The following is a 19,881-nucleotide window of genomic DNA, read 5'->3' as shown; positions in this document are numbered from 1 at the left end:
ACTATCGCTCGGACGAACCGCTCGCCGATCCACTTCCCAGGATGCACAACGGATTCGCCACCATGGCCGCCTGCGCCGAACCGGACGACGAACCGGTGATCCCGGAGTCGACCGGCGGCGTGTTCGGCGCGGGTAGTGCCGGGTTGCCCGAACCGCCCGTCAATATCGACGCGCCGTCGAGATTCGCGGGAGCCGAGACATCGAGCAGATCCAGCACGGTCGGTGTGATGTCGGCGAGGGTGTAGCCGTTGTTCTCTGTTCCCGCCGCGAACCCCGCTCCCCGCGCGAGCACGAAACTGGCTGTCTCGTGGGCGCTCTGACCGCCGTGCCCCCCGTCCGGCTTGTGTCCGTGGTCGGTGGTGACCAGAATCGTCCACCGCTCGTTCGAATGCGACGCCGCCCGCGCGTCCACCGCAGCGGTGATCTGCCCGACCAGGTTGTCCACGCGGCCGATGGCATCGCGATAGGCCTGCGGCCAGATTCCGCGCAGCGTGTGCCCGACGATGTCCACCTGATCGAGGTGCGTGAACAGCAGATCGGTTCCCTGCTCGGTGATGGCCGAGACAACCTGCGCGGTGGCCTCGGAATCGGCGGTGGTCTCACAGACGCCCGCACCGGTGGGATCGATCTGCGTGACGGCCACCCGATCGGCCTGCGGGCTGCCGGTGCGCGCGATCATGCCGATCTTGTCCCAGGTCCCGATGGAGGCCGTCGACAGCGCCGGCCGCTCCCGCTCCACCTGCGTGAACACCGTCGGATATTGCGCGAAAGGTCCTGCGTTGCAGGTGGATCCATTGTCCTGAATTCCGTGCTTGGTATCCCATACGCCGGTCAACGCCGTTGCCCACGAAACGCACGACATGGTGGTGTGCGGGGCGATGGAGGTGCGTGCCAGGGTGCCCTGCGCGGCCAGGCGGTCGAGGTTGGGGGCATCGGCCGCCGACACCTCACTCCACAGGGTGCCGTCGATGCCGACGACCACGACCTTGTTCACGACCGGAGCCGCGGGGGCCGGCGCTGCCGTGGCGAAGGGGACAGCGGCCAGGGCCGCGGCTACGAGGATGCGGTGAGTGCGAGACATGCGCGGCACCGTAGTTGCCGAGCGCCGACGACAACCAGCGAATTGGACAATTGACCGGTACAGTCCCGCCCACTGGGACCGACGTCAGAACGCGTGCGGGCCGATCCGTTCCACCGCGACGAACACCGCCAATGCCAGCAGCACCACAGTCATCACGACGTTCGACCATTCGCCGCGGCGCCCGTGCGTGACGGCCGCGCCGGCCATGATCACCGCGAGGCCGATGGCGGCCGCGGGCACCAGCCAGGTGGCGATGTCGAACACGCCGGGCAGGATCAGGCCGAGTGCGCCGGCGACTTCGGCCGCGCCGATGAACTTGATCAGGCCTTCCGGAAAGGGCTCGGCCCAGCCCATTTTCGGGTCGGCGACCAGCTGTTCTTTGGATTTGGCGAGTTTCATCGAACCGGCCAGGAGAAACATCGCGGCCAGTAGGCCGGAAATGATCCAGACGACGATATTCATGCCGCGACTCCGGTGTGCGAGGGCAGCGGGGCGCCGACCCAGGCCTCGACCTGATCGAGTATCAGGTTCGCGCACTCATCGTACTGCGGCACGGGGCGGCAATCGGTGAACTTGCGGCCATTACCGTGTGACGCCCGGTTGATTGCCATGGATTATCGCTGCGGTCGACGCGGGAAACGACCGTAGGGTCGTCGAACATGAGCATTCGTCTCGGATACCAGATGCCCTACTTCGGCTACGCGGGGCTCTCCGCGCGAACTGTTCCCGAAGGTCATTGCGCAGGCGCAGGAGGCGGAGGCAGCCGGATTCGATGCCGTGCTCTTCATGGACCACTTCTATCAGGTCTATGGGCAGCCCGAGGATTGGATGCTGGAGGCCTACACCGCCCTGGCCGGGCTGGCCACCGTCACCGAGCGAATCCAGCTGGCCACCCTGATGACCTGCAACACCTACCGCAATCCGGCGCTGCTGGCCAAGATCGTCACGACGCTGGACGTGATCAGCGGCGGCCGCGCGGCCCTCGGCATCGGCGCGGGCTGGTTCGAGCTCGAGCACCGCGGCTACGGCTTCGAATACGGCAGCTTCACCGAGCGGTTCCAGCGGCTGGACGAGGCGCTGCAGATCATCTCGCCGATGCTGCGCGGGCAGCGGCCCACCTTCCAGGGCAAGTGGTACCGCGCCGAGAACGCGATCAACGAGCCGCAGGTACGCGACGACCTGCCGATCCTGCTCGGTGGCGGCGGTGAGAAGAAGACCTTCGGCCTGGCCGCGCGATACGCCGACCACCTGAACATCCTCTGCCACACCAGCGACCTGCCCCAGAAATTGGCCACCCTGCGGCAGCGCTGCGAGGAGGCCGGGCGTGACCCACAGACCCTGGAGACCAGCTTCCGCGCCGTCGTCGTCATCGACGAGAACGGCGACCGAGCCCGCGAACTGGCGCAGGAGTTCATGCAGCGCGATCTCGTGGTGGTGATCTCGGCGGACAGCGTGTTCGCCGGAGCCCCCGACGATGTGGCCGAGCAGATCCAGCGCCGCATCCTGGATCACGGGGTCGACGGCATCATCGTGAACATGGTCGCCAACGGTCACGAGCCGGGCATCCTCGAGCTGGCAGGCAAGGCTCTGGGTCCGCTGGTGCACAATTGAGTCGCGACTGTCCGCGATTGTGGCCGGCTGACTTCGGCGACAGTGAATCACCGGACCGATTTTCGCCGGAATGAAGGACTACGGCTGGTGGTGGATGGGGTCTATCCAATGGACGGCGTCGGGCTTCTCGATCGGCTCGATGTCGAGATTGACGACGACGGCTTCGCTGTCGCTGCGCACCAGCACACAATCCAAGGGTTCGTGAGTGCTGGCGTTGATTTCCTGGTGCGGGACATACGGTGGCACGAAGATGAAGTCGCCGGGCACGGCCTCCGCGACGAATTCCAGCCGCTCGCGTGCATCGCCGCGCGGTGCGGGGCTCACTACAGTGTGGTGGGCTCGCCGAACACCGCTCCGCTGTCGTCGACTTCCGGTGTTTTGGTCAGCACGTAGGTGTATTGGCGGATGGTGGCCGGGCCGATGCAGTTGTCGACTTTGATGTGGAAGTCGCGGGTCACGATCTGCACGGTCTTGCCCGGGATGAGTGGCTTGCCGTCCCCGATGTCGACATTGGTGATGTCGCCGGGTTGCAGGTCCAATTCCAGGAAGAGACCCGGGTCTATCGCGATGGAGGGGAGGATGCCGTTGAACTCCTGCACCTGTCCCGATTCGAACTCTTGTACCTGCCCGGACTCCTGCGTCTGGGACTGCACCGATTCGCCGGAACTCGACTGCTCGGTAGTCTGCGATTGCGCTTGCTCCGTCGCCTGCCGCTGTACCTGCTCCGTCGCGTAGTTCTGCTGCGGCCCCTCGAGCCCGAATTCTGTGGTGGGATCGATGCCGGGAAGCACAGCACCGATCCTGGCCGGACAGCCCACGGAGTATCCGGTCTTGAGCACGCCCTCGGCCTGCCCGTCGAGCCGTCCGTACGCGACCGTGGAGACCAACGCTTCACGGCTGGTGGGGGTGCTGTTCAACGGCGCGATTCGATTGATGACTTCATCGTGGGTGCCGACCGTGAAACTGCCCATACCCGACTCGAAAGTCTTCTCGTGCGGTGGCAGATTGACGACATCGGCGTGCGCGGTCGGCTGCGACAGAATGGCCAGCGCTGAGACGGCGTAACTCACTCTCCGGATGATTCGCAACATGACCCCGGACACTAGTGAATCGGCCGCCGTTTCCCTGTCGTCACGCGGGCGCGTGTCCCGACCGATGCGGCTTCTTGTTCGCTCGTTCATCCGGCGCCACACCGGTTCGTCACTGTATTCACGCTCGAGTAGGGCGACGCAGCGGCCCGAACCCGGCGACACAAGAAGATTTCGATATGGGTCGGATCTTTTCCACCGTGCACCGGCAGGTGCAGGATAGGAATTTGCCAAGCGATGCCATCGGAGTTCTGACTGCTCGCCGGTCCGGACTATTCGCTCTGCGCTGGTGTCCGACAGGCGTTGTCCCGTTGTCGATCGATGCGATGGAGGCGTTGTGAGCGTATTGTCCAGCGATCTGAAAACCTTGAGCTACGAAGCGTATGTCTACCTGTACTCCCTCGTCACGATGGACGTCACTCGCGAGCAGCAAACCAACTCCCCGGCGGACTCGACTCCGGGGTTCGGGCCACCGAACCAGTTCCACCACATCCACGAGTTCCCTGATGTCCATTTTCGGGCAGTGGTTCGCCCGAATTTCGACACGCTCTACTCCTCGGCCTGGCTCGATCTGACCCGCGGTCCTGTGCAGGTCCATGTTCCTGACAGTGGCGACCGCTATTACATGCTCCCGATGCTGGACGCGTGGACTGATGTTTTCGCCAATCCAGGCAAGCGCACCACCGGCACCGGCGAACTGGACTTCGTCGTCGTCGGCCCGGGCTACACCGGTGATCTTCCCGCTGACCTGCCCGTGATCCACGCGCCGACTAACCATGTGTGGATGATCGGCCGCACCCAGACCAACGGGCCCGCCGACTACGTGGCGGTCAACAAATTCCAGGCCGGACTCGAGATCACCGAGTTGGCCGCCCCGGGACCGTTCGAGGCCGATCCGAGCTCGGCGAGCGAGACCGAACCGCTTCGCCAGGTCAACGCGATGTCGGCGACGGAGTTCTTCGTCCGTGCCGCGGCGGCGTTGAAGGTCGACCCGCCACACGGAACCGACTTCTCCCAGCTCGCGCGCATCGCCCGGCTGGGTATCGTTGTCGGCCAGGACTTCGACGCCACCCGATTCGCCACCGACGAGCTCGCCGACATCGAAGCCGGTGTGAAGGCGGCGCGAGCGGCGGTGATGGCGGCACCGAAAGAGCTGGCGCCACCGGTCAACGGGTGGATCAGCGTGCTCGCCAACATCGGGGTGTACGGCAACGACTATTTCCGGCGCTCGGCCATCACGTTGGCGGGCTTGGGCGCCAACCCGCCCGAAGACGCGATCTACCCGTTGCTGGCCGCCGACGCCGACGGCAAGCCGCTCGACGGCGATACCGACTACGTGATCCATTTCGACGCGGGCGAGCTGCCGCCGGTGGCGGCGTTCTGGTCGGTCACCATGTACGACGACGAGGGGTTCCAGGCGCCGAACGAACTCGACCGCTTCGCCATCGGCGACCGCGACGCACTGGTGAAGAATTCCGACGGCTCGCTCGACATCTACATCTCCCACACCAACCCGGGACCAGAGCGCGAATCGAACTGGCTGCCCGCGCCGAGCGGGCCGCTCGGTATCACCATGCGGCTGTATGCCCCTCGTACGGAAGCGCTCAACGGCACCTGGACGCCTCCGCCGGTCCGCAGGGCCTGAACACGAGGACGAGTGGACCTTCACACAGGCTGATCAGCTGGTTCCGTAGAGCTCGATCTGCCACATCTTGGCGATCACCCGCTCGATGCCCTGGGTGAGGTGGCGTCGGTAGGTCGAGAACGGCAGCCCGAGTAGTTCGGCGGCCCGCTCCTGGGTGGGTGCCGGACGCAGGTAGGTGCGGTCGAGGACGCGGTAGAGCTTCTCACCGCGCGAGTCCTCGCGCACCGACTCGACGATCGTGGTCAATCGCGCGCGCGGCCGGTGGCTGGTTTGGTTCGCCGCAGCTCGATTCCGATGTCGACGAGGTCGACTCGGTCCAGGTACTCGATGTCGGTGAGCGGATGCCAGGCGGCGAGGTCGGTCGAGCCGTTGGTTTCGTTGCGGAGTTCGCCTGCCCGGATGTGGCCTTCGTACACGATTCGTAAGCCGTGGAAGTCGGCGAATTCACCATGCGGACGCGGGTATCGGCGGTTGATCGAGTCGATCCCGAGGAGTTCGACGAGTTCGACGGTGTACCCGGTCTCCTCGGTGACCTCGCGGACAGCCGTCGCGATCGGATCCTCGCCGTGTTCCATTCCGCCACCCGGAAGCGTCCACTGCCTGTCACCGTCGGGTGATACCCATCTGGCGAGCAGGATCTCGATCGCTCCGGCCGACTCCTGAACGCACACGGCGTAGGCGGCGACTCGGAGCTCTTTCCTCACTGGGCGAGCCTACTGGCCACCAGCAGTGCGCACGTCATGAATCTCTATGTCAGGGGCGAACTCTCACGCAGATCAGCGGTGTGACGGCGGCGGTAGCGCACGCTCCTGGAGACCACCCAGGAACGCGCCGACGCCCGTTGCCACGCCGACCGCGAAGCCGAGCCCGAGGAATACACCGAGCCATGCCAGGTAGGCCAGGAGTTCGGCCGATGTGAACAGCCAGATCACGAACAGCTCCGCGATGACGACGGCCAGAAATATTTCCCAGCACAGAGGTGACCGCGACCGCAGACCGAGGCCGACGATCAGCGCCACGTAGGGGGTCAGCGCGAGCGCGGGGAGGTAGACGACAAGGCCGACAGCGAGGCCGCCGCCGGCTTCGAGATCGTCGCGCGGGTCAGACGACGCCCCGGACAACAGCCCGAGCATCACCAGACTCCACATCGCGGCGAGGCCGAGACTCGCCAGTCTTCGAAGTCGATGTGCACGGTCACTCGCAGTCACGTACCGACGCTAACCGCCGGCCGACGGCGGGCGCGCACGCTACACCGGATCTCCTGCCGAGCTCCACAGGAACTCCACCGAGCCGTCGGGTGCGGTGCTCAGTGCCACCGCCGGCTCGGGAGTGAGGCGGGCCGCGGCGTCGAGGATCTTGCGGTGCCGCGAAGCCGTCCCAAAAACTCCTCACTCCGAAGGAGACCGCCGCACGCTGGAGAATGGTGTCTGCCAAGCTTCGGGGTCGGCAACAGGAAACCGGCGACCGGTCACCAGGGTGGGTACGAGTCGGATGAAGAAGTTCTTCGCCCCGGGCTGCCACGGAGAGAGGGGCAGATCCACGGTGTCCATCAGGTCACCGATCTCACGGATCCCTTCGGCTCGCCCCTTGATCACCACGCTCCAGGCTTCGTGAGACTCAGGGAGGTAACCGTCGACTTCCAAGGCGACGCGTGCATCGGACAACGCGGCGGACACCTTCGTACCCCGCGCGGATCGAAACACAATGGTTCCGTGATCGACCGCGTAGTTGAGGGGGAAAATATCCGGATGGTCATCCACCCACACGGCGAGGCGGCCTATTTCCTCGGTACGGAGTAGCGCCCAGCTTTCATTGACAGCAAGCTCCTTGACACTCGGGTCATCGCTTCCCATCTCGTTGCCTTCCTGTCGTATTCCTCCAAATCTAAACGCCTGGTACCGGCGGAACCATCATCTGTCCTGATCCTTTTTGGCAGCAGAACCCTCGCTGCTTGCAAAACCCGAGAGGTCAGTTCAGAACTGGCCTCTGGTCAGCAGTTCGGCGGGGCAGGTTCATTCGCGCCACGGAATTCGAATCTGATCGCGCCGGGCGGAGCGGCGGGTAGTGCGATGGCCGCACCGTGGTCAGGGGTCCAGGTGCGGGGGACCAGGACGTAATGATCGCCGATACGGGTCAGCGGGACCAGCCCGTCATATCGGAACCGGTATGCAGCCGGAACCGCCGGATCGGGGTGACAGTCGACAGTGCGGACCTCGGTACGCGAGAGGTGTAGATCCTTTTCGCTGTAGATGACCACTCCGGGCTGGTCGGCCAACTGCGCGGCCCACTGGCGTGCCCGGGTCTGCCCGACGGCCACCGAGTAGTCGGTGGCGATCCAGAACAGGCTCAGCCCGATGATGACGAACAGCACCGACCATTCGGCGGCCGCCGCCGCGAAGGCTCGTGATTGCGCGGCCGCGTCGTCGACTAGCGGGCGCGGCCTGCGGGCGCGGCGTCGCACCACCATCAGCCACACTATGAGCGTTCCGGCGATGATCGACATGGGCGCCACACACAGCCCGCGATTGAACGGTGTCACCACGTAGATGCGGCTGAGGCCGTTGACGAGCACGGCCGCGGCCACCAACACGATGGTGGCCTTCACCCACCGGCCTGGTTCGCGGCTGCGGACCGAGTCCGGCAAGGCCAGATACCCCCATAGCAAGGTCATTCCGACGACCGCGACCACGGTCAACGGGACGAACAAGGCATCGACGGTGCGCATCAGGTATTCGCGGATGCTGGGATCGAGGGTGGTGGAGTCCACCCCGAAGTAGTGGAAGAACCAGTAGACGTGCGCCCACCCGAAATAGAACAGCACCGCCACCAGCAATGTCGCCGGCGCGACGAACTGCCCGATCGTGCGTGCGACTGCCCCGAAACCGTCGAACGGCGAACCGGTCACCGCACGGGTCGAGCCGGACTCATTCGGTGGGTGTGACACCACGGCTACCCTCGGTCGGCGGCGCAGTCAGCGGTGCCGTCGACGGATCGGAAACGGTGGGCTCTGTTGTGCCGGGCTCTGTTGTGGTTGTGCCTGGATCTGTCGGGACGGGATCTGTCGTGGTTGTGCCCCGCTCTGTCGGGCCTGGTTCGGACGGTGTCGTGGCGGGATAGAAGTGCCCGGGGTCTTCATCGCACGGCATCTGGATCGGATCCAGGGTGCCGGTGTAGAGGATGATCTGCGCACCCGGCTCCACGAGGACCGACGGGGTGGCACTCCCGGGGTCGTCAGGATCTGGCTTCCCGCCGGCGTATCCGGAGAGTTGGCAACGACTTCTTGTCGTATCGGTACCCTCACGTACCACCACGGTCGCACAGCCAGGACACACGGCCGCGATATCGGCCTTCACCTTCCGTTCCATCGTGACAATCGACGCGCCGGTGTTGAGGGTGATCGCCGGAATCTTGAACGGTGCCCCCCGCACCTGATCGGCGTCGGTTTTCCCGGGCAGCCCCGGCGGTCCCTGAGGCCCTGCTGCGGCAGTGGTCGAGGGCGCCTCGGCGTCAGCGGTCGAAGGTACCGCTGCGTCAGCGGTCGAGCCGCCACCAGGCTGGGTGGCGTTGTCGTTCCCCTCGGGTATCGAGGTCGCGCAGCCTCCTGCTATCAGGACCGCGGCAGCACAGGCCACTATGCACCGGTCACGGATGACTCTGCTCATGCTCCGATTCTCTGAGGTCGGCCTGGCTGGAGCATGCGTAGTGCACTACCCGAGTTTTCGAGGTTCGCCATCGCCATCCTGACCTTCAGGCTTGTCGTCCCTTGCTCTGCACGACCACTCGGGATGGAGCGGTGCCCACCTTGGTTGGCTGCGTCCGGGGCCCGTCAGGCAGATCGCGAAGCCAGTTACTGGACGACCGTGTCGGAATGTTCCACCGACTGGTAGTCGCGCACGACAAGTGCGGACTGAAGCAACCAAATGAGTTTTGGATCGTGGGCGCTGAGCCCCACGAGGTCGTAGATACGTCGAAGCCTGTAGTCGACGGTGTTCATATGAATATGGGTTTCGCGTGAGGTGAGTCGGCGATTGAGGCCGTTGTTGAGATGTGCGCGCAGCGTGCTGATCAGGTCCGGAAACTCGGCAACCGGGTCGAGAAACGATGCGAGACGATCCCGTCCAGGCCCTGGCCGAGTCAGCTGGTACTCGACAGCGAGGTCTCCGATCTCGTACATGCCCGGCGGGCGATGGAGTCGTGTCGCCACATCCAAGAGTTCGTGCGCCTCCTCGGCGGCCGAGGGAATCCGGTCTCGGTCGGCGGCGATCCCCACCACGGTGAGCGAGGTCAGTCCGACCGTGCTGCGGACCTTCGCGGCGGGAAATGATTCCGGCACCAGAATTGTCGCGCCGAACCGGGACTCCAAACCCGGCACAGGCTGCCCGAAGCTTGTCGACAGCATCGCCCGGAAGTCGCGCGGTGATACCGCGTCGCGCGCGGACCGATCCGCCGCCACCGCGAGCACGATGTACCGCTCATCGGGTGGAGCCCCGTGCTCACGAGTAGCTCTCGCCGTATGCCGGCCCCTGAGCAGAGTGCGCGCCACATACCCACCGCGATCGCCGCTGGGCGGAGCGACCTCCAGATAGATCGTCGATATCGTGGCGGTCACCGAGCTCAACGCATCCATCAGTCGGCGAACTTCGTCGAAGGGCGCGCAGCGGGCTTCGAGATCGTCCATGTGCAGCCGGAACCCTGCGTGAACATGTTGCTGCACAGTGTCGATCGGTACGCCGATGCTCGCCCACCGCGCGACAACCGGTCGAAGACGCGGCATCCCGAGGCCGTGGTGTGTGCGCGCTGTGTCGGACACCAGTACCAGACAGTCGGCGACGATGGCGCTGATCTCCTCGCGCAGAACGTTTCCGCGTCGGCTACGGCGGGGGATGGTTTCGAGGATCTTGTGCGCGATCCGGTCGGTCGCCGGCGAGAGTTGCGCGGGCGACCCGAGTTCGATGTGGCTGGTCATCGGGGGCTCACAGTGTGCCACCGCCACCGATCAACCACGAGTTGAACGCGCAGTTCAGGGCCGTGTGGTTGATGGGATCGAGGGCGATAAGGGAGGGGTTGGCGATTTCGTCGTGGCGCGATGCCACCGCGGTGCAGCCGACGCCGGGAACGGTGTCGCCCTTCAGGCCGGGCTGCGCGCCAACAGATGTCGCGCCGAGTCCGTGCCCGACGGCAACCCCCACGAGGGGTGCGGTGGCCACGGCGGACCAACGCATGTGCTGCTTCATTGCAACCATTTCCTACAGTTCCTATCTGATCGGCCGCGCACCACGGATACAGGTGACTGGAACCACAATCGAGTGATCATGTGATGTAGGTCGCTTCGCAGTGGCGGCAAGCAAAGTCTGTACCCATCGGTATGTGCCGTCACTGCACTGAGGTCCAGAGTCGACAGAGGTGACCTTGTCCTCGGCGCCAAACCCTGATCAGCCGGCGCAGCGCCGTTGTCCGATCGGCTGCTCCGGGCCCGGAACCCGAATTCCCTTTTCAGCCGAGTTATTAGGGAAATTCGCGTTATTGTTATTGTCGGAGCGGACTGTGTTATCACAGCCCTGCATTTAACTGATCGTTCAGGGTTTGGATACCCGGGGCCTTTGTCATACAGCAATGACATCGTCCATTCCGGGCCTGACGCTGCAGGAGCGGCTGGCTGAGGTCGCGACCGCGCAGCCGCAGGTCCGCACCACGTTCTGGTCATTGTCGCAGTCGACGCTCACCTACGCCGAACTCTGGGAACGGTCCGTTGCAGCCGCTACGGCGCTGGTCGCGTGCGGCATCGGGCGCGGCGAGCCGGTCGGCCTGCTGTGCCCGAACGCGCCGGAGTTCCTCATCGGTCTGTTCGCGACCACGACCGCGGGCGGTGCGGCCACCCCGCTGCCGCTGCCCGCCGGGGCCCGCCAATTAGCTTCCTACCCAGCGCGTTTGGCGGGAATCGCCGCCGCTGCCGGTATGCGGACCATTTTGGTGTCGCCGCAGTTCGCCGGCATCGTCGAACCGTTGCGGGCGGCCATGGACGTTGAATTCCTCGATACCGCAACCCTGTTCGCCGCATCGGCGGCGGCGGTGCTGCCCCGGGTCGATCCCGACGATGTCGCGGTCGTGCAGTTCACCTCGGGTAGCACCGCCGCACCGAAGGGCGTGCGTCTCACCCACCGGCAGGTGCTGGCCGGGCTGGCCGCCATCCGTACCGGGATAGACCTCGGTCCGGCTGATCAGGGCGGGTTCTGGCTGCCGCTGTTCCACGATATGGGCCTGATCGGCATGCTGTCGGCGATCCTGCGCGGTATCCCGTCGCATCTGTGGTCGCCGACCGCGTTCGTCAAGGACCCCGAGCGTTGGTTGCGCGAGTTCGCCGCCAGCGGGTCGACCATCTCCGCGATGCCGAACTTCGGCTACGAGGCTCTGCTGGCCGCCGTGCCGCCGGACCGCGCGGCCGATTACGACCTGCGACACTGGCGGATCGCCTTCAACGGCGCGGAACCCATTGCCCACAACGTGGTGCGAGAGTTCTGTGCGCGTTTCCGGCCGGCCGGATTCGACCCAGCGGCCATGTTCGCGGTCTACGGGATGGCCGAGGCTACCCTCGCGGTCACCTTCCCGCCGCTCGGCCGCGAACCTGTCTTCGACTGGGTCGACCGCGTGACGCTGTCGGATTCCGCTAGGGCACAGCGGGTTTCCCCCGAAGCCGAGGGAGCCCGCGCGATCGCGGGCGTGGGCGCGGCGGTCGCCGGCCTGCGGCTACGCGTGGTCGATCCCGACTCGCGCATGACCGTGCCCGACGGTGAGGTCGGCGAGATCCTCATTCGCGGCGAATCGGTGACCGACGGCTATCTCACCGCCGAACCCGAGGCCACCACCGAGCTGTTCAGCGAGGGCTGGTTGCGGACCGGCGATCTGGGCTACCAGCGCGACGGCGAGCTGTACGTGACCGGCCGCAGCAAGGACATGATCACCGTGCGCGGGGTCAACTACTACGCGCACGACGTCGAGGCTGTCGTGCGCGATCTCGACGGCGTCTACAAGGGCCGCTGCACCGCCGCAGCCGACCCCGACGGCGGCGACACCATCGCCGTCATCGCCGAAACCGAACTCACTGACAGCGCCGGCGACGAGCTCACCGCCGCCATAGCCGGACGGATCACCGCCCGGCTCGGCCTGGCTGCTGTGCGGGTGTATCTGGTCGCGCCGCGCAGCATCCCCCGAACCAGCAGCGGCAAACTGCGGCGGCTGGCCGCCAGGGAACTGATCGCCACCGAAACAGATTCGGAGCAACCATGCACAGCTACGACGTCTTCCGCCACTACGAGCGCCAGCACTGGCGGCTGGCCGATCTCGACCTCGACGCCATCGACCCCGCACTGGTCCGGCCCGAGTACGTGACTCTCGCCAAGAGCGCGACGATGGGCGAATCCAATGTCATCGCCGCCGTGCACGGATTCCTCAACGAATTCGACGACTACGACTTCTCCACCTTCGCCGTGGTGTGGGGCTATCAGGAAGTGCAGCACCACTACGCCTTCCGGGCATGGCTGGCCGCGGTCGGCGAGAGCGTCGACGACACGGCGGTCGGGGCGATGCGTCAGCCGTACGCGCCGGGCACGACGCCGTCGGCGACTCTGGCCACCAACATCATCTCCGAGCTCACCGTCAACCACGTCTACCGTGCGGTGTCTCAGTGGGTGGGGGAGCCGGTACTCGAGGGGCTGCTGTTGAACGCGAGCCGCGACGAGGCAGGCCACGCTCGGGAATTCATTCACTACACCACCCAGCGTCTCGCCCAGCGCCCCGAGGAGTTGCCGTCGGTGCTGGAAACGCTCTACGTCTACAGTTCCGAGGCCAAGATCAAGCATCCGGTGAGTACTTTCAAATCCGGCCTCACCGAACTCGGCGAGCACGAGACCATCGATACCGGCTTCGAGCTGTTCTTGGAACAGATCGCCGCCGAAGGCGAGCTCGAGGTACTGCACGACAAGGTTCGGCGCACGTTCGCCGGCATCACCGGACTCGACCTGTCCACCAACGCCCGGGTGCGGCGCGCCCTGGCCGACGCGATCGCCTGAGCTGGATGCGCACCCCTGAGCCTGCTCGCGCGGACGCCCCCGGCCCCGCGGTCCGGCTGCCCTGGGAGGCGGTGCCGGACTACCACTGCTTCGGTTGCTCGCCGCACAACCCGGCGGGTCTCGGGCTGCGCTTCACCGCCCACCCCGGCGGTCTGGGAGCCGGATTCCGGCCGACTCGGTCCTTCGAGTCGTATCCCGGTGTCCTGCACGGTGGTCTGGTCAGCGTGATCTGCGACGAGGTGATGGCCAACGTGATCATGTTCGAGCGTGGCGTGCCGGCATTCACCGTCTCGATGCGCACCCGCTACCTGACGCCGCTGCGGGTCGACCACGACTACCACTGCACCGCGACCATCTCTCGCACGGACGCCGCCGTCATCACGGCGAGCGCGGAGATTCACGACGTGGACGACGAGCTCTGCGCGTCCGCCTCTGCCACCTACCGGCCGTTCGCCCTGGGCGACGTCCGCCACCTGCTCACACTTGACGACGCCGACGTCGCTCGGCTCGAGCACGCCATGTCAACCCAGAACGGAGTTCATCCATGAGCACCCCTGCCGTCGCCGACATCCTGCTCACTGTCACCGAGATTGCCACCGCCGAGATCGGCGTGCCCGCCGCCGAATTGGGGTCCGATGTCGACCTGCGCGGTGTGGCCGGCGTCGACTCGGTCCGCGTGCTGCGCATGGTGGCCCGCATCGAGCGCCTCTACGACATCGAGCTCGACGACCAGGACGTGTTCGGCATGTCCACTCTCGCCGACGTATCGGCCGTGGTGCACAAGGCGTTGGCGGAGGTTCCCTCGTGACCGAGGTCGCCGACACCAACCAGCACTACGATCTCGATCCCGAGGTCTTCGGCGAATTCCTCGACCCGCTACGCAAATACAGTGCCGGCCGGTACTTGACCGATACCGACACCCTCGAACAGGCGCAGCGGCACAAGTTGCGTTTCGTGGCGGGGCGGCTTCGTCTCTCGGGCGGTGAGCGGGTGCTCGACGCCGGCTGTGGTTGGGGGTCGCTGATCCTGTTCATGGCCGAGGAATTCGCCTGCCAGACGGTCGGCGTCAGCCCCGCGCCGCGCCAGCACGAATACATCGCCGGTCAGGCCGCTGCCCGCGGCCTGACCGACCGCGTGCGGACCCAGGTCGCGCACTTCGAGCAGCTGGAACTGCCCGCCCGCACATTCGACGCGGTGACGATGCTCGGGTCGATCGTGCACATGCCCGACCTGGACGCCGCGTTCGCCCGCGCCCGGCACACGCTGCGACGCGGCGGCATGCTCTACGTGTCGGAGAGCTGCTTTCGCAGCGCCCGGGCGCGAACCGCGTTCGACGATCGAACCGGCACCCAGTTCATCCGTTCCGACATCTTCGGATTCGGCGAGCTGCGCCCGCTGTCGGAGCTGGTGGCCGGTGCCGAGAACGCCGGGTTCGCCATCGACTCGATCGACGATCTCACCGACGACTACCGCCGCACCATCGACGACTGGATCGCCAACGTGGACGCGGCCGCCGAGCGAATCGACGCGCACGGGCCGGGACTGGCGGCCCAGCTGCGGCGGTATCTGGAAATCGCCAACGCCGGCTGGGGTTACACCACCAAGCATTACGCCCTGACCTGCCGCAATGCCCGCTGACCGCGAGGAGCCTCCATGTCCGAGAAGCCAGTGCCCGAGCACCTTTCGACCGAACGACCGAGCGTCGGAGCCGAGATGATCCCGGCCGGCGACATCGCCGCCGCCGTCGACGGATTCTTCGCCGCCTCCCCGGCCGCGCGCGTCTGGGACGTGGAAACCGGCTTCGACTGGGCCCGCGCCGACGCGGGCCGACTCACCGAGGGCCAGCGATCGGCCGTGCAGTTCATCACCTATATCGAGGATCACCTGCCCGGGTACTTCGACGTCTATCACCGGTATTTCCCCGTGGACGACTCGGTCGACACCGAGACCTTCGTCCACAATCGCGAGCTGTATCACTTCACCGTGCGCTGGGCGGCAGAGGAGGACACCCACGCGCGGGCGCTCGCGCGCTATCAGGAGGCCGCCGGGATGGCCGACCGCGCGACGCTGCGTACCGATCTCGCGGTCGAGGGTCGCAAGCCGTTCGATCTGCCCTACCGGCATCCGGTGCAGTTCTTCGCCTACGCGCTGGTGCAGGAGAAGGCGACCCAGATCTACTACCAGCAGTTGCGCGATGTGGTCGCCGATCCGGTCCTCGGCGCCGTGCTGACTTGCCTTTCCCGTGACGAGGCCCGGCATTTCACCTTCATGGCCGATGTCGTGAGCCGGTATCTGCGGGTGCACGGCGACGATGTGGTCGAACCGATCCGTGAGGTCATCGAGGGATTCCGGATGCCGTTGGCCGACACCATGCGTGGCTACTGGCGCTGGGCCCTGCGCATCGCCGACGTCGCCGACTACGACCACACCGCCGCCTACGCGCACCTGGTGAAGGTGGTCGACCGCGCGGTCGATGTGCGGTCGGACCGGCTCGACGAACTGGTCGGATTCATCGAGCAGTGCCGCTCGCTCGACTGAACTGTCGCCGGCGCACAGCCACCCGACCGCCTTTCCCCGGAATGTAGGCGATGCCGCGATCGCGCATCCGCTCCCCGGCCGCGGTCGTCGGCAAGAGCTCGAAATCCCGGAGCAGGCTACGGAGAACGACCTTCATCTCGGTATCGGCGAAGTCGGAACCGACACAGCGGCGATTCCCGCCACCGTAGGGAAGCCACGACATGAGATCGGGCCGACTTCCACGAAAGCGGCCGGGATCGAAGACATCAGGGTCGGGATAGACCGCTTCGTCGCCGTGGATGAGGGCCATCGAGACGATGATCCGATGCCCGCGCGGGATCACCCACTCGCCCAACTCCAAGTTCGGTGCCTTCACCTGCCGGGAAACCGTGCCGATCACCGGTCTGACGCGCTGCACCTCCCAGATCGTCTGCTGGAGCACCTCGTCTTTTCCGGCGTCCAGGTCGGCCACCAGCCGGGCCAGCGCGGCCGGGTGTCGGCGCAGGCGTTCCAACGTCCAGGCCAGGGTGTTGGCGGAGGTCTCGTTGCCCGCGGTGAGCAGGGTCGCCAACTCGTCGGCGATGTCACTGTGCGACATGGGTTCTGCGTCTTCGTAGTGGTTGCGCAGCAGCAGCGCGAGGATGTCCTCGCGGTCGGGCAGACACGGATCAGCGAGTGCGCGGCTGATCAGCTTCGCGATCAGCGCATCGTATTCGGCGCGGTGCTCATCGAGTCGAATCCGTGCCGAACGACCACGACCGAACCCGATCCTACGGTTTGTCGCCACCCGCGAGCCGACCTCGCCGAGGGCAGGCATCAGCCGGCGCAATGCGGCGAGCTCCTCGCCCTCCGCGCCGAACACCGCGCGCAGAATGATGTTGAGTGTGATGCGTACGGTCGCGGGTAGGATCGGGAATTCGGTGTTCTCCGACCACGTCGCCGCCTCGGCGGCATACTCCCGTTCGATGAGCGCCTCGTATTCGCGCATCCGTTTGCCGTGAAAGAGCGGGGACAGCAGCCGGCGACGTCGACGGTGGGGATCGTCGTCGAGACTGAACACCGACCCGGGGCCGAGCAACGCACCGAGGTTGGGTTCGGCCTTCCCCGCAACCGAGGGACCGGCCGCGAACACCTGACGAGCCAGCGCCGGGTCGCCGACGAAGACCGACGGTCCGATCACCGGCAGATTCAGCGTGAACACCGGGCCGAACCGGCGGCGTGAGCGCCGCATCATCCGGCGCCGACCGCTGAGGTAAAGAAGACCCTGGACCGAGCGGGGTAGTCGGGAACCCGGCGGCAGCGAGATCGCCGGTGTGGCGGTCATGATCAGAACCTGTGCTTCTCTCGGAGTTCGGCGAGGGTGTCGATGAACCCGTCGAGCTGCTCGTCGGAGATTCGGTTGTTCATCAGTAGGCGGATCACCGCGCGGTCCTTCGGCACCGCCGGGTAGCCGAACATCGGCACCAGATAGCCGCGGTCGATGAACTCCTGTCGCACACGCACGGCGGTGTCGTTCGCGCCCACCAGGATCGAGGTCACGTACGTGGGTGTCGGGTTGATCGTGCAGCCGATCTGGAGCAGCCGCTCCCGCAACCGGTCGACCCGATCGAGATAGTTCTCCATGATCGACGGGTCACGCCGCATCCGGCGCAGCACGTGCACGATGGCGCCGACGGTTGGCGGCTGAATGTTGGTGGTGAAAACTGTTGTGCCGGAAAGGAACCGGAACGCATCCAAGGCGTCCGCCGGTCCGGCGAGCGCGCCGCCGCTGAGCCCGACGCCCTTGCCGAAGGACACCATCAGGAAGGTTGCCCGACGCAGCGCCGCGTACTCGGCGGCGAACCGGTGACCGCCGTTGCCGTAGACCATGAACCCGTTGGCGTCGTCGACGAAGCTGATCGCGCCGAACTCTTCGCACAGATCGAGGATCTCGGCGACCGGGGCGAGCGACCCGTCGGCGGAGTACACGGCCTCGAATCCGACGATGATCTTGCGTCCCGCCAGCTGTTCCAGCTCGCGTCGAAGACCGGCGGTGTCGTTGTGGTCGAACATGATCAGGTTGCGGCCGAACTTGAATCGTTCGGCGGCCTTCCACATGCTCCAGTGGCATTCCCGGTCCAGCACGAGCACGGTGTCGGTGTTGTCGACGCCGTGGTTGTTGTTGAACGAGAACCGGGAACTCATCGCGTTCACGAAACCGAGATTGGCCAGCATTCCGGTGGCGAAGGTGAGCGCTCGCTCCTTGCCGGTGATCTCGGCGACGAGCGCCTCCAGCTCGAGGTGCGGCCGGGAGACGCCTTGGATGATCCGCGAGCCACCGACGACAAGGCCGTAGTCTGTCGCTGTCTCGGCGAAGACCTCGCGCACCTGCGGGTCGTGCTGCCAGCCCAGGATGCCGATGCCGGAGAAGTTGACCAGCTTCTTGCCGTCGATGCTCACGACCGCATCATTGCTGCCGTCGAGCTCGGGCAGCGTGATGAATTCGCCGCTCCCGCGCGCGCTTTCGAGCCAGGTGGAAAAACCCCAGCGATCCAATGCCGAGACCGAGGACTGCGTCGCCATGATCGTTCCCCTCAGATCAGCGTACTGAGTCGGGCGTCGACCTCGTCGGCGGTGATGCCGTAGTCGGTCAGATCGTAGGTGTGCGAGCGAAGGCGGTCGTCCTCGGCGACCACCGCGAGCATCGCGGTGCGGACCTCGTCGGTGATCTCGCGCCCGAGTCGCCGGTAGATGTCGGTGACGACGGCCAGCGGGTCGGCCGTGAACTCGTCGAACTCGACGTCGTGAAAAAGGGCTTGGTCGTATTCGGCCCGGTCCGTGGCGTAGCGCTCGAGCGAGCGAACGGCGAAATCGAGCAGGATGGGGCCGATCGCTTCGCCCTGGAAGCTGGCCGACCGGCCCGCGACCATCTTGTTCACCATGCTGCACGCCGAGCCGAGCACCACGCTGGCGGGCCGACGATGGGTCTGGATCACCAGCGCGTCCGGGAACGTCGCCAGCAGCGCGTCCAGGCAGACGAGATGGCTCGACGACTTGAGCACCCAGCGTTTGCCGGCGTCGGGCATTCCGATCAATTGCAGGTTACGACGGTACCTTTGGTAGGTCTCGGTGAAGTCCTGCTCAGCCAGCCACGCGGAATACGACGGAAGGTTCCCGGTGAACTCGAAATACGCCGAGAGCATCGACTGGCGGGTCAACAGCCAGCATTCCTCGACCTCGTCGGCTCTGCGGTTGTGAATGCCCAGGTAGCCGGGGACCTGTTCGACGAATCCGTCGATGCCCTTCTGCACCATCTGGAAGACCGGGTCGGCCGCCCAGTCCGCGCGCGCCGGCCGGGGCTGTGGTGCGTAGCCGAGCCACATTTGCAAGCCCTGGTGCGCTGGGTCGGCGGTCAACATCCGGTGCAGAGTTGTCGTCCCGGTGCGCGGCATGCCGACGATGAACACCGGCCGCTCGATCGCGACCTCGGCGTATTCGGGGCGCGCCGCCCACTGGGCCTGACTGATCAGGCGGGACGCGAGGATACCGGTCAGCTCGCCCTGAACCGCCTGGATGCCCTGCGGGCTCAGGTCGGCCTCCTCCTGATAGGAGGACAGGAGCACCCCGAGCCCTTCCCGGTACTCCGACGGACCGAAGTCGGTGAGCCCGGTGAGACCGGCGGCCGCCGCCTCCAGTTCCTCCACTGCTCCGAGTTTATTCACGTCAAATCCTTTGATTCGTCCTCTATTAATTCGAAACCTTAAGGAAGAGAGCTGATCTCGTGTGGTCTGGTCGCGTATACGAATCGGTCGATAGGAAAGCGATTTATCGACTTTCACCACCGAATGTGCATCAGTTGATCGCCGTATAGTCCCAATCCCGGGGTCGCGTGTG

21 protein-coding genes and 1 pseudogene are annotated in these 19,881 nt (G+C 65.8%); 8 read left to right on the top strand and 14 right to left on the bottom strand.

Annotated features, from left to right (window positions below; genetic code table 11):
• Window position 1 precedes the first annotated feature (1 nt).
• Window positions 2–1,081, bottom strand: a complete 1,080-nt coding sequence (locus ACFULV_RS08190; RefSeq protein ID WP_378654490.1) for an alkaline phosphatase family protein — start codon at window positions 1,079–1,081, stop codon at window positions 2–4.
• 84 nt (window positions 1,082–1,165) lie between these two features.
• Window positions 1,166–1,543, bottom strand: coding sequence for a DoxX family protein (locus tag ACFULV_RS08185; RefSeq protein WP_378654488.1), 378 nt, complete (start codon window positions 1,541–1,543; stop codon window positions 1,166–1,168).
• A 197-nt stretch (window positions 1,544–1,740) separates the two neighbouring features.
• Here ACFULV_RS08185 and ACFULV_RS08180 point away from each other — a divergent pair.
• Window positions 1,741–2,692 (top strand): annotated as a pseudogene (locus ACFULV_RS08180) (TIGR03560 family F420-dependent LLM class oxidoreductase).
• A 78-nt stretch (window positions 2,693–2,770) separates the two neighbouring features.
• On the opposite strand, the gene ACFULV_RS08175 reads toward ACFULV_RS08180, so the two are convergent.
• Both ACFULV_RS08175 and ACFULV_RS08170 read right to left on the bottom strand, forming a co-directional pair.
• Window positions 2,771–3,016, bottom strand: coding sequence for a hypothetical protein (locus ACFULV_RS08175; protein ID WP_378654486.1), 246 nt, complete (start codon window positions 3,014–3,016; stop codon window positions 2,771–2,773).
• Window positions 3,016–3,762 (bottom strand): MspA family porin, encoded by a 747-nt coding sequence (locus tag ACFULV_RS08170; protein ID WP_378654484.1) that lies wholly within the window; start codon window positions 3,760–3,762, stop codon window positions 3,016–3,018. Before ACFULV_RS08170 ends, ACFULV_RS08175 begins: the two co-directional genes overlap by 1 nt.
• Window positions 3,763–4,117: 355 nt before the next feature.
• On the opposite strand from ACFULV_RS08170, the gene ACFULV_RS08165 reads away from it, so the two are divergent.
• Window positions 4,118–5,425 (top strand): DUF1254 domain-containing protein, encoded by a 1,308-nt coding sequence (locus tag ACFULV_RS08165; RefSeq protein ID WP_378654482.1) that lies wholly within the window; start codon window positions 4,118–4,120, stop codon window positions 5,423–5,425.
• A 33-nt stretch (window positions 5,426–5,458) separates the two neighbouring features.
• Here the strand turns inward: ACFULV_RS08165 and ACFULV_RS08160 are convergent, their stop codons facing one another.
• The 7 genes from ACFULV_RS08160 to ACFULV_RS08130 all read right to left on the bottom strand — a co-directional run bounded on the left by ACFULV_RS08160 (window position 5,459) and on the right by ACFULV_RS08130 (window position 10,659).
• Window positions 5,459–5,650 (bottom strand): hypothetical protein, encoded by a 192-nt coding sequence (locus tag ACFULV_RS08160; RefSeq protein WP_378654480.1) that lies wholly within the window; start codon window positions 5,648–5,650, stop codon window positions 5,459–5,461.
• A 17-nt stretch (window positions 5,651–5,667) separates the two neighbouring features.
• The gene (locus tag ACFULV_RS08155) at window positions 5,668–6,129 is read right to left on the bottom strand and encodes an NUDIX hydrolase (RefSeq protein ID WP_378654477.1); all 462 of its coding nucleotides are present in this window, start codon (window positions 6,127–6,129) and stop codon (window positions 5,668–5,670) included.
• 72 nt (window positions 6,130–6,201) lie between these two features.
• The gene (locus ACFULV_RS08150; protein WP_378654475.1) at window positions 6,202–6,633 is read right to left on the bottom strand and encodes a hypothetical protein; all 432 of its coding nucleotides are present in this window, start codon (window positions 6,631–6,633) and stop codon (window positions 6,202–6,204) included.
• A 180-nt stretch (window positions 6,634–6,813) separates the two neighbouring features.
• Entirely contained in the window at window positions 6,814–7,278 is a 465-nt protein-coding gene (locus tag ACFULV_RS08145; protein ID WP_378654473.1) for a pyridoxamine 5'-phosphate oxidase family protein, read from the bottom strand.
• 137 nt (window positions 7,279–7,415) lie between these two features.
• Entirely contained in the window at window positions 7,416–8,369 is a 954-nt protein-coding gene (locus ACFULV_RS08140) for a hypothetical protein (RefSeq protein ID WP_378654471.1), read from the bottom strand.
• Window positions 8,370–9,272: 903 nt separating this feature from the next.
• Window positions 9,273–10,391, bottom strand: a complete 1,119-nt coding sequence (locus tag ACFULV_RS08135) for a PucR family transcriptional regulator (protein WP_378654468.1) — start codon at window positions 10,389–10,391, stop codon at window positions 9,273–9,275.
• Window positions 10,392–10,398: 7 nt separating this feature from the next.
• Window positions 10,399–10,659 (bottom strand): hypothetical protein, encoded by a 261-nt coding sequence (locus ACFULV_RS08130; RefSeq protein WP_378654465.1) that lies wholly within the window; start codon window positions 10,657–10,659, stop codon window positions 10,399–10,401.
• Window positions 10,660–11,038: 379 nt separating this feature from the next.
• On the opposite strand from ACFULV_RS08130, the gene ACFULV_RS08125 reads away from it, so the two are divergent.
• The 6 genes from ACFULV_RS08125 to ACFULV_RS08100 are packed head-to-tail and all read left to right on the top strand — an operon-like array spanning window position 11,039 to window position 16,029.
• Window positions 11,039–12,811: an AMP-binding protein gene (locus ACFULV_RS08125; RefSeq protein ID WP_378654463.1), complete on the top strand. Its 1,773-nt coding sequence runs from the start codon at window positions 11,039–11,041 to the stop codon at window positions 12,809–12,811.
• Complete coding sequence (locus ACFULV_RS08120) at window positions 12,706–13,491, top strand: ferritin-like domain-containing protein (protein ID WP_378654460.1); 786 nt, start codon at window positions 12,706–12,708, stop codon at window positions 13,489–13,491. The genes ACFULV_RS08125 and ACFULV_RS08120 overlap by 106 nt, the downstream gene beginning before the upstream one ends.
• Window positions 13,492–13,496: 5 nt before the next feature.
• Complete coding sequence (locus ACFULV_RS08115; protein ID WP_378654457.1) at window positions 13,497–14,039, top strand: PaaI family thioesterase; 543 nt, start codon at window positions 13,497–13,499, stop codon at window positions 14,037–14,039.
• Window positions 14,036–14,299, top strand: coding sequence for an acyl carrier protein (locus ACFULV_RS08110; RefSeq protein ID WP_378654454.1), 264 nt, complete (start codon window positions 14,036–14,038; stop codon window positions 14,297–14,299). The genes ACFULV_RS08115 and ACFULV_RS08110 overlap by 4 nt, the downstream gene beginning before the upstream one ends.
• The gene (locus ACFULV_RS08105; protein WP_378654451.1) at window positions 14,296–15,129 is read left to right on the top strand and encodes an SAM-dependent methyltransferase; all 834 of its coding nucleotides are present in this window, start codon (window positions 14,296–14,298) and stop codon (window positions 15,127–15,129) included. The genes ACFULV_RS08110 and ACFULV_RS08105 overlap by 4 nt, the downstream gene beginning before the upstream one ends.
• A 15-nt stretch (window positions 15,130–15,144) precedes the next feature.
• Entirely contained in the window at window positions 15,145–16,029 is an 885-nt protein-coding gene (locus ACFULV_RS08100) for an acyl-ACP desaturase (RefSeq protein ID WP_378654448.1), read from the top strand.
• On the opposite strand, the gene ACFULV_RS08095 is transcribed toward ACFULV_RS08100, so the two are convergent.
• The 3 genes from ACFULV_RS08095 to ACFULV_RS08085 are packed head-to-tail and all read right to left on the bottom strand — an operon-like array spanning window position 16,001 to window position 19,709.
• Window positions 16,001–17,332, bottom strand: coding sequence for a cytochrome P450 (locus ACFULV_RS08095; protein ID WP_378654445.1), 1,332 nt, complete (start codon window positions 17,330–17,332; stop codon window positions 16,001–16,003). The genes ACFULV_RS08100 and ACFULV_RS08095 overlap by 29 nt on opposite strands.
• Window positions 17,333–17,334: 2 nt before the next feature.
• Window positions 17,335–18,570 (bottom strand): aminotransferase class I/II-fold pyridoxal phosphate-dependent enzyme, encoded by a 1,236-nt coding sequence (locus ACFULV_RS08090; RefSeq protein WP_378654442.1) that lies wholly within the window; start codon window positions 18,568–18,570, stop codon window positions 17,335–17,337.
• An 11-nt stretch (window positions 18,571–18,581) separates the two neighbouring features.
• The gene (locus ACFULV_RS08085) at window positions 18,582–19,709 is read right to left on the bottom strand and encodes a sulfotransferase family protein (RefSeq protein ID WP_378654439.1); all 1,128 of its coding nucleotides are present in this window, start codon (window positions 19,707–19,709) and stop codon (window positions 18,582–18,584) included.
• Window positions 19,710–19,881: the final 172 nt, after the last annotated feature.

The sequence above is a fragment of the Nocardia sp. NPDC057272 genome (genome assembly GCF_042668615.1).
Lineage (GTDB): Bacteria > Actinomycetota > Actinomycetes > Mycobacteriales > Mycobacteriaceae > Nocardia.
This window is presented reverse-complemented; position numbering and strand designations above follow the sequence as displayed.